Origin of the sequence: Kitasatospora cheerisanensis KCTC 2395 (assembly GCF_000696185.1) — a bacterium.
Classification (GTDB): domain Bacteria; phylum Actinomycetota; class Actinomycetes; order Streptomycetales; family Streptomycetaceae; genus Kitasatospora; species Kitasatospora cheerisanensis.
Map to the genome: position 1 here is coordinate 896442 of NZ_KK853997.1, position 7873 is coordinate 904314.

At 75.0% G+C, this 7873-nt stretch carries 8 protein-coding genes; 6 read left to right on the forward strand and 2 right to left on the reverse strand.

Annotated elements, in window-relative coordinates; genetic code table 11:
* Window positions 1-142: 142 nt before the first annotated feature.
* Together KCH_RS03935 and KCH_RS03940 are read right to left on the reverse strand one after the other, a co-directional pair.
* Entirely contained in the window at window positions 143-499 is a 357-nt protein-coding gene (locus KCH_RS03935) for a zinc ribbon domain-containing protein YjdM (RefSeq protein ID WP_035859016.1), read from the reverse strand.
* 55 nt (window positions 500-554) lie between these two features.
* On the reverse strand, window positions 555-899 hold the full coding sequence (locus tag KCH_RS03940; RefSeq protein ID WP_035859020.1) for an STAS domain-containing protein: 345 nt from the start codon (window positions 897-899) through the stop codon (window positions 555-557).
* A 746-nt stretch (window positions 900-1645) separates the two neighbouring features.
* On the opposite strand from KCH_RS03940, the gene KCH_RS03945 reads away from it, so the two are divergent.
* The 6 genes from KCH_RS03945 to KCH_RS03965 form a co-directional block, all read left to right on the forward strand.
* A complete protein-coding gene (locus tag KCH_RS03945) occupies window positions 1646-2023 on the forward strand; it encodes an ArsR/SmtB family transcription factor (RefSeq protein WP_035859021.1) in 378 nt (125 codons plus the stop codon).
* Window positions 2024-2206: 183 nt separating this feature from the next.
* On the forward strand, window positions 2207-2407 hold the full coding sequence (locus KCH_RS03950; RefSeq protein WP_035859023.1) for a hypothetical protein: 201 nt from the start codon (window positions 2207-2209) through the stop codon (window positions 2405-2407).
* A complete protein-coding gene (locus tag KCH_RS03955) occupies window positions 2407-2754 on the forward strand; it encodes an ArsR/SmtB family transcription factor (RefSeq protein WP_035859026.1) in 348 nt (115 codons plus the stop codon). The genes KCH_RS03950 and KCH_RS03955 overlap by 1 nt, the downstream gene beginning before the upstream one ends.
* A 56-nt stretch (window positions 2755-2810) precedes the next feature.
* Window positions 2811-4442: a SulP family inorganic anion transporter gene (locus KCH_RS03960; protein WP_084224148.1), complete on the forward strand. Its 1632-nt coding sequence runs from the start codon at window positions 2811-2813 to the stop codon at window positions 4440-4442.
* A 466-nt stretch (window positions 4443-4908) separates the two neighbouring features.
* Window positions 4909-5040 (forward strand): DUF6126 family protein, encoded by a 132-nt coding sequence (locus tag KCH_RS43900; RefSeq protein ID WP_244305136.1) that lies wholly within the window; start codon window positions 4909-4911, stop codon window positions 5038-5040.
* Window positions 5041-5360: 320 nt separating this feature from the next.
* The coding region (locus tag KCH_RS03965; protein WP_063750113.1) for a polysaccharide lyase family 8 super-sandwich domain-containing protein at window positions 5361-7873 on the forward strand (2513 nt) is incomplete at its 3' end.

Consider the following 7873-nt stretch of genomic DNA (forward strand, 5'->3'; position numbering starts at 1 on the left):
TATCGGGTCGTTGTTGATCACTGCCGCATGGTGGCACAGCCGCCGGGGGCGCTCACCCGCTTTTCCCGCCCGGGGAGCCGGCCCCTGCCCCGCGGTGCCCGGGGACGGCGGCGCGGCCCCGGGGCGGGCGGGTGACGGGCGGTCAGGCCTTCTTGACCACGCTGGACTTGAGCTGCATGGCGCCGAAGCCCTCGATCCGGCAGTCGATGTCGTGGCCGTCCACGCCGTCGATCAGGCGGATGTTGCGGACCTTGGTGCCGGCCTTGATGCCCGACGGGCTGCCCTTGACCTTGAGCGCCTTGACGACGGTGACGGTGTCGCCGTCCGCCAGCACGTTGCCCACCGCGTCCTTGACGACCCGTTCGCCCGCCTGCTCACCGGCCTGGCCCGCCTCGGCGGGCACCCACTCGTGGCCGCACTCGGGGCAGACCATCAGCGCGTCCATCTCGTACGTGAACTCGCTGGAACATTTGGGGCAAGCCGGAAGATTCTCACTCATTTCGCCAGCCTATCGGACGCGGCAGCGGCGGAACTCCGGGGCCGGCCGGGGCCGTTCAGGCAGGTCCGTCGCCGGCGGCCAGGGCCGTCGCCAGGTCCGGGACGACGCGCACCAGGTGCAGCGCCTCACAGGTGTGCAGCAGGTCGGCCACCTCGGCGGTGGGGCCGCAGAGCAGCAGCGGCCCGCGGCCGGCCGGGAGGCGTCCGGCGGCGTGGGCGATCGCGGCCTCGCCATCCCGGGAGCACCCGGCCAGCGCGGACATGTCGATCACCACCGGGCCGGTGCAGCGTGCCAGCGCCCAGTCGAAGGCGCCCTGGAAGCGCTGGGCCGACCGCTCGCCGAGGAATCCGGACAGGCGCAGCACGCCGGCCTCGCCGTGCCGTTCGAAGTCCCACTGCATGCTCACCGCCGCCCTTCGGGACCGCGCCGCAGGGCGGCGGTGAGTGCGGGGGCGCCGCGCCGTTCTCGCTCGGCGCGGCGGAGGCGGGGCTGCCCGGACCCGGCGCGGCGGCACCGCGGCCCTGCGACCAGGGCGCACGATCCCCCTGGCAGCCGGTCCGATGTCCGCGTCGCTGCCGCGCGGCAGTCCGGTGAGATACGCATCCCTGCCTCCTGTCCCTCGCAGTTGCGAATATTAGCAACTTCGCAGGTTGTCGTGCGACGTGCGTCTCACTCTGCGATCCGGACCCGGCGGCCGTCGGAGCCGGACCGGCACGCGGGTGGGAACAGGCGACCGCCCCGGCGTCGGTTCCGGGGCGGCCGCCCTGCTGGGCCGGCTTCCGGCGGGCCGCAACATGTCGACCTTAGCAGTTGCTAATGTTGGCAACTACGTGACGGTCCGGAGCCGGGACGCATGTCCCACCGGCCCGCTCGCGGCGCCGCCCGTCCGTACGCGGTCCGCGGTGCGCCTGCGCACCCGGGCCGTCGGGCCGCGCCGTCGGCGGGCGGGGTGCGCCCGCCCCGGATCCTCCCCGCTGTGGTCGCGGGGTCGTCGCGTGCCCGCCGCCGCCCCGTACCACCCGGGCGCGGGCGGCGGCGGGCGCCTGCGCGCAGCGGGCGGATCGCGCCCGCCCGCGCCGGCCGGGCGCGATTGCTAAGGTCGTGGCGAGGCAGGGCCCGGAGATGCGACGAGATGGGGTGAGAGGCATGGGCGTCGACACCCCGCGTCCGTCTTCCGTGGTCAGCGCGCCGCTGTACCAGGTGAAGGCCGAGTTCTTCAAGACGCTCGGCCACCCGGTCCGCATCCGGGTCCTGGAGCTCCTGAGCGAACGCGAGTACGCGGTCGCCGAGCTGCTGCCGGAGATCGGCGTCGAGGCCGCGCACCTGTCCCAGCAGCTCGCGGTGCTGCGCCGCGCCAACCTGGTGGTCTCCCGCCGGGAGGGCAGCACGGTGCACTACAGCCTGACCAGCCCGCAGGTGGCGGAGCTCCTCACGGTGGCCCGCGAGATCCTCGGCGGCGTGATCACCGGCCAGGCGGAACTGCTGGACAGCCTGCGCACCCCCGCCGGCCCGGCCCGGGCCTGACGCACCCGACCCCTGCTTCCACCCGCCCCCTGCTTCCACCTGCCCCACGCCGCCCTGCGGCCTGCCGACTTCACGACATGCAGAAACATCGAGTTGCGAAATTCTTCAAGTCCATACATGATTTCTGCTGGTGGATCGGCAGCCGCCAGGTCCCTCGCACCGCGACCGCCCCGGGGGCCGACTGTGACCGACATCTTCGACCAGGAACTGCGCGAGCAGCTCGTCCGGGCGCGCCGCGCCGAGCAGCAGGCCGCCGCCGCCGGGGACGAGGACGGCGTCCAGGCCTTCGCGGGCCGGGTCGCCGAACTGCTGCGGATCGCCGACCGGCACGGCATCGACCTCGCCCCGGACGCCGCCGACGAACTCCCCGACCAGGACCGGTGATGGCCGTCCCGCTCTACCAGGCCAAGGCGGACTTCTTCCGCACCCTCGGCCACCCGGTCCGCATCCGGGTCCTCGAACTGCTCCGGGCCGGCCCGCTGCCGGTCCGCGAACTGCTCGCCCTGCTCGACATCGAAGCGTCCAGCCTGTCCCAGCAACTCGCCGTCCTGCGCCGCACCGGCCTGGTGAGCGCCACCCGCGAGGGAAGCACCGTGGTCTACACGCTCTCCACCCCGGATGTCGCGGAACTGCTGGCCTCCGCCCGGCAGATCATCCACCTGGTGATCAGCGGGCAGGAACGGCTGCTGGACGAGCTCCGCCCCGCCGTCACCGAAGGAAACCGGTCGTGAACCCCGTCCTGGACCGACTCGCAGCCGTCCTGCCGAACCGGCAGACCCTGGCCACCATGGGACGCTCCCCCAGGAAGGACCTGATCGCCGGCCTCACCGTCGCGATCGTCGCCCTGCCGCTGGCCCTCGGCTTCGGGATCTCCTCCGGCGCCGGCGCGGAGGCCGGGCTGGCCACCGCGGTGGTCGCCGGCGCGCTCGCCGCGGTGTTCGGCGGCTCGAACCTCCAGGTCTCCGGGCCGACCGGCGCGATGACCGTCGTCCTGGTGCCGATCGTCGACCAGTACGGCACCGGCGGGGTGCTGACGGTCGGCCTGCTGGCCGGGGTGGTCCTGGTCGGCCTCGCGCTGGCCCGGGCCGGCCGGTTCATGGCGTACGTACCGGTGCCGGTGGTGGAGGGGTTCACCGTCGGCATCGCCGCGGTGATCGGCCTCCAGCAGGTGCCGGGCGCGCTCGGCGTGGCCAAGCCCGAGGGCGACAACCCGGCCGTGGTCGCCGTGAAGGCCCTCGGCGAGTTCGCCTCCGAGCCGCATTGGGCGGCGGTCGGCGTCGCGCTCGGGGTGGCCGCCGTGATGCTGATCGGCGTGCGGCTGCGGCCCGCCGTCCCGTTCTCGCTGATCGCCGTCGCCGCCGTGACCCTGCTGGCCAAGGCCGTCGACCTGCCGGTGGCGACCATCGGGCACCTGCCCTCCGGCCTCCCCGCGCCCTCGCTCGGCTTCCTCGACGCCTCCGCCGTGCCGCACCTGCTGCCCTCGGCGCTCGCCGTGGCCGCGCTCGCCGCGCTGGAGTCGCTGATGTCCGCGACCGCCGCCGACGCGATGAGCGTCTCGGAGCGGCACGACAGCGACCGGGAACTGTTCGGCCAGGGCCTGGCCAACCTCGCCGCCCCGCTGTTCGGCGGCGTCGCCGCGACCGGCGCGATCGCCCGCACCGCGGTCAACGTCCGCTCCGGCGCGGCCTCCCGCCTCGCCGCGCTGATACACGCCGGCATCCTCGCCGTGATCGTCTTCGCCGCCGCCCCGCTGGTCGCCGGCATCCCGCTCGCCGCGCTCGCCGGCGTGCTGATCGCCACCGCCGTGCGGATGGTCGAGGTCGGCTCGCTGCGGGCGCTCGCCCGCACCGGCCGCGGCGAGGCCGCGGTCCTCCTCCTCACCGCGGGCGCCACCCTGGCCTTCGACCTGGTCACCGCCGTGGTCGTCGGCCTGCTCGTCTCCGGGGTGCTCGCCCTCGCCACGGTCGCCCGCGCCGCCCGCGTCGAGCAGGTCCCGCTGCACGACGAACTGCCGCCGGCCGACCACCACACCGAGGAACAGGCGCTGCTCGCCGAGCACATCGTCGCCTACCGCATCGACGGCCCCCTGCTGTTCGCCGCCGCCCACCGCTTCCTGCTGGAACTCACCGAGTCCGCCCAGGTGAAGGTCGCGATCCTGCGGATGTCCCGGGTCAGCGCGATCGACGCCAGCGGCGCGGTCGTCCTCGGCGACGCGATCGACCGGCTCGAACGCCGCGGAACCCTGGTCCTGGTCTCCGGCCTGCGCTCCGAGCACCACCGCCCGCTGGACGCGCTCGGCATCCTCGACCGCCTCCGCCAGGAGGGCCGGGTGTTCGCCACCACGCCCGCCGCCATCGACTACGCCCGCCACCACCTCGACCGCCCCGCCACCATGACCCCGGCTGCCGTGCAGACATGACCGGCGCCCCCGGATGACCGGCCACCGGCGCCACCGCCGCCACCCGCACTCCCCGCCTGTGCCCGGTGGGTCCGGTGGGTCCGATGGGTCCGATGGGTCCGGGCGGCGCCGGCGCCTCGCCGCCACCGTCCTCACCGCCTGGGGCGTGCACCCCCGCACCACCGCGCACGACGCCACGGTTCTCGCCGTCACCGAGCCGACCGCCGGCACCGTCCGCCACGCCGCGACGCACTCCGGCCGCTTCGCCCCGTCCCCTCCGTGGACGCCGCGCACCTGGACGTCGGCGTCCACGGCAGCCACCGCGGCCTGCTCGGCCTCCCCTCCCCCGGCGGGACCGGCGGCCCGACCGTCCTCGCCGACCTGGCCCGCAGCCTCGGCGGCGAACCGGCCGTCCACCCCGTCACCGGCACTGCCCGCACCGCCCCCACCGCCCGCCTCGCCCCACTGCCCCCGAGAGGGAGTCCCCGTGAGCAACGCCGTCCGCGACGAGAAGACCAAGCGCAAGGCCATGCTGATCCGCGCCCTGATCTACATCGCCGGCACCCACCTGTTCGCGGGCTTCGTCCTCCTCCTGTTCGCCCTCGGCGGCCGCCACTGACGCCTCCCGGCGGAGGACCGCCGCCGGGAGTGGAAAGCTGCACGCCGGAGGGGTGGAAAGCGCTTGCCAAATGCTGCGGCGAACCGTTGACGGCCTGACCGGAAAGCGCTTACCGTCAGGGCCCGGAAAGCGCTTTCCTCCGCCCTCCCCCACTCCCCTCACGGAGGCGTCGTGTCCCTTCCCGCTCCCCCCGCCCTGTCCCGCCGCACCCTGCTCCAGGCCGGCGCGGCCGGCGCCCTCGCGCTGGCCGTCGCCGGGGCGGCGCCGGCCCGGCCGGCGCGGCCACCGCCGACGCGTACGAGACGCTCCGGCTGCGCTGGGTGGCGCTGCTGACCGGGACGGGGTTCGACCCGGCCACCGAGCCCTTCGCCACCACCCTGCGGGCCCTCGGCGACCGCGCACGGACGCAGCAGCAGGCGATGGCCCCGACGGCGGGCTCGCTCTGGCCGGACCTGCCGCTGGGAACGGTGTCCGCGAACATCACCGGCAGCTTCGTGCGCCTGCGCACCATGGCGCTCGCCTGGGCGCAGCCCGGCACCGGACTGACCGGCGACGCGACCCTCGCCTCGGCGATCACGGCGGGCCTGGACCGGCTCTGCGCCTCCGCGTACACGGCGACGGCCACCATGTACGACAACTGGTGGGACTGGCAGATCGGTTCGCCGCAGGCGCTGCTCGACACCTGCACGCTGATCGCCCCTCAGCTGACGGCGGCTCAGATCGGTGCCTACACGGCCGCCGTGGACCACGCCGTCCCGGACTCCCGGGTCGCGGCGTACTCCGGCACCAGCACCGGCGCGAACCGCGTCGACCTGTGCCGCGTCCTCGCGCTGCGCGGCGTGGTCGGCCGGAGCGCGGCCAAGCTGGCGACGGCCTCGGCGGCGCTGTCGCCGGTGTTCCCGTACGTGCTGACGGGCGACGGCCTGTACCCGGACGGCTCGTTCGTGCAGCACACCTGGGTGCCGTACACCGGGTCGTACGGCGAGGTGCTGCTGAGCGGGCTGAGCCGGCTGTTCGCGCTGCTGGCGGGGTCGGCCTGGGAGGTGACGGATCCGCAGCGGCAGAACGTGTTCGACGCCGTCGACTCGGCGTACGCGCCGTTCCTGTTCAACGGCCTGGTGATGGACGCGGTGGTGGGCCGGGCCAGCAGCCGGGGCCTTCAGGTCTCGGACCTGCTGCACCTTCAGCAGGACGACCACGGCCGCGGCCACACCATCATCGGGCACATCCTGCGGCTGGCGGACTCGGGCGCGGCGCCGGCCGCGCAGTCGGCGCGGTGGCGGGCGGCGGTGAAGGGCTGGATCGCCCGCGACTACTACCGTCCGTACCTGTCGGACGCGGCCGTGGACGTGCCCGAACTGGCCCGCGCGCAGGCCCTGGTGGCGGACGGCGCGACGGCGGCCGCGGCGGAGCCGGTGGGGGCGCGGGTGTTCGCGATGGACCGGGCGGTGGTGCGCCGTCCGGGCTGGGCGGTGTCGCTGTCGATGTGCTCGGCGCGCACCACCTTCTACGAGACCGGCAACGGCGAGAACGTGCGCGGCTGGCACACCAACAACGGCCTGCTGGCCTGGTGGAACGCGACGACCGGCAACGGGCAGTACGCGGACGCCTTCTGGCCGACCGTCGACCCGTACCGGCTGCCGGGGACGACGGTGTCGACGAAGCGGCTCGCGGACGCGGCGGGCGGCGCGTGGGGCGCGGCCCGCCCGGACAGCGTGTGGGCGGGCGGGGCGAGCGACGGCGCCTACGCGGCGGTCGGGCAGGCGGTGCGCGGGCTGTCGTCGACGCTGTCGGGCTGGAAGTCCTGGTTCCTGCTGGACGATTCGGTGGTCTGCCTGGGCGCGGGCATCTCCTGCGCGGACGGCGTCCCGGTGGAGACGGTGGTGGAGAACCGCAACCTGGGGGCGGCGGGCACCCACGCGTTGACGGTGGACGGGGTGGCGCAGCCGGTGACGCTCGGCTGGTCGCAGCAGTTCACCGGCGCGAGGTCGATGGCGATCTCCGGGTTCGGCGGCTACGTGTTCCCGGGCGGTGCGACGGTGCAGGCCAAGCGCGAGGCCCGGACCGGCAGTTGGCACGACGTCAACTCGGGCGGTACCACGGAGGCGCTGACCCGCCGCTACCTGACGCTCTGGTTCGACCACGGCACCGACCCGTCGAACGCCGGCTACGCGTACCTGCTGCTGCCGGGCGCGGACGCGGCGGCGACGGCGGCCCGCGCGGCCTCCCCGACGGTGACGGTGCTCGCCAACTCGGCGTCCGTGCAGGCGGTTTCGGACTCGGCCTCGGGGGTGACGGCGGCGAACTTCTTCGCGGCGGGCAGCGCCGGTCCGATCACCGTGTCGGCGCCGTGCTCGGTGCTGGTGCGGGAGTCCGGCGGCACGCTGAGCGTCTCGGTGGCGGACCCGTCCCGCACCGCGGCGACGGTGCAGGTGACGGTGGACCGGCCGGGCTACCTGTCGGCGGACCCGGCCACGGGTGTCACGGTGCTCTCGGCGGGCCCGTCGGTGCGGCTGCTGGCCGAGCTCGGCGGCAGCCAGGGCGCGAGCCGGACGGTGACGCTGCGCGCCACCGGCCCGGCCGCGTCCGCGAGCGCGGTGCTGCTCGCCCCGGTGCAGGACACCTACGTGCGGGACGGCTCGTACGCCGACACCAACTACGGGACGGCGGGGGTGCTGACGGTGAAGAACACCAACAGCACGGGCTCCGGTTTCTCCCGGCGCGCGCTGCTGGCCTTCGACACCTCGCAGGTGGCGGGGCCGGTGCGCCGGGCGGTGCTCTGGGTGCGCGGGGCGGTCGCGGACTCGGGCGGCACCGAGACGGACCTGCGAGG